Annotated in this window: 1 protein-coding gene; it reads right to left on the bottom strand. The window is 62.4% G+C overall.

Features of this window, described 5'->3' with window-relative positions; genetic code table 11:
• The coding region (locus ACERY3_RS25300) for an O-antigen ligase family protein (RefSeq protein WP_373226795.1) at positions 1 to 989 on the bottom strand (989 nt) is incomplete at both ends.

Raw genomic sequence — 989 nt, 5'->3', positions numbered from 1 at the left:
CTGGAGATACATGGCGTACACATTCGGGTCCGGGTGGCGCAGAAGATAGTCCCGGTAAAACTGCTCCGCCCGTCCGGGCCTTGCCGGGTCACCATCCTGATTAAACAGCTGCATGTCATGCAGGCTCGCCACAAACGCCTGCTGGTCCGGCATAAACCACGGGTTCAGCCACCGGACCCGCTCAAAGAGTGAGGTATCGGTCGCCATGGTCTGTTTTGCGGCATCAATACCCACCCGAATCAGGGTGCCGGTCAGTGAAAACCAGACCAGAAACACGCCGGCTATCGCCAGCAGGGCACGGGATGCAAAATGAATGCGTGAAGGGAGTACCGCAGCAGGGAGTGCCGGTACCATGCGGGAAAGCGCAAGACCGGAAAGAAAGAGGAACAGAACAAAATGCACGCCTGACAGATACCACGGGTACTCCACCTGTGTGTGCAGTAACACCGGCAGCGCACACAGCCCGGGACCCAGGGCATCACTGCCCGGTTTTCCGTATCCGCCGGCTGCAGAGGCCTGCGCCCACAGACGCAGGGCCACCCGCACGCCCCAGACCAGCAGAAATGCCAGCCCCACGACCGCCACCAGACCGCCTTCCGTCACCTGGTACACCAGCTCATTATGCGGATGCACCACAATGCTCGGGTCACGCTGAACTTCCTGCAGCAGCGCCACGCCGTCCGGGTAACGCCCCTCAAACATTCCGTAGCCGACACCGCGCCATGGATAGGATGCAATTAACTCCGCACAGGCCCGCCACATCTGAATACGCCCCAGTTGCCCGAACGTATGGTCAACGGGCGCCTGCAGGGACATCAGCGTCATGCCAGTCCGCGTGCCGGCCCAGCTGACAGCCAGCACTGCCAGCGCGACGGACAGCCTCCCGCGAACCGCCCGGCGGCCCGCCACCGTCATCAGCAGGGCCACCACGGTCGCCCCCAGCAACCCGATGGTGCTCTGCGCCATAACCAGGGAGACCATAAAGATGA

Origin of the sequence: Enterobacter cloacae complex sp. ESBL7, from assembly GCF_041679625.1 — a bacterium.
Lineage (GTDB): Bacteria > Pseudomonadota > Gammaproteobacteria > Enterobacterales > Enterobacteriaceae > Enterobacter > Enterobacter asburiae_B.
The sequence above is the reverse complement of the archived record's forward strand: the minus strand, read 5'-3'. Positions and strand labels throughout refer to the sequence as shown.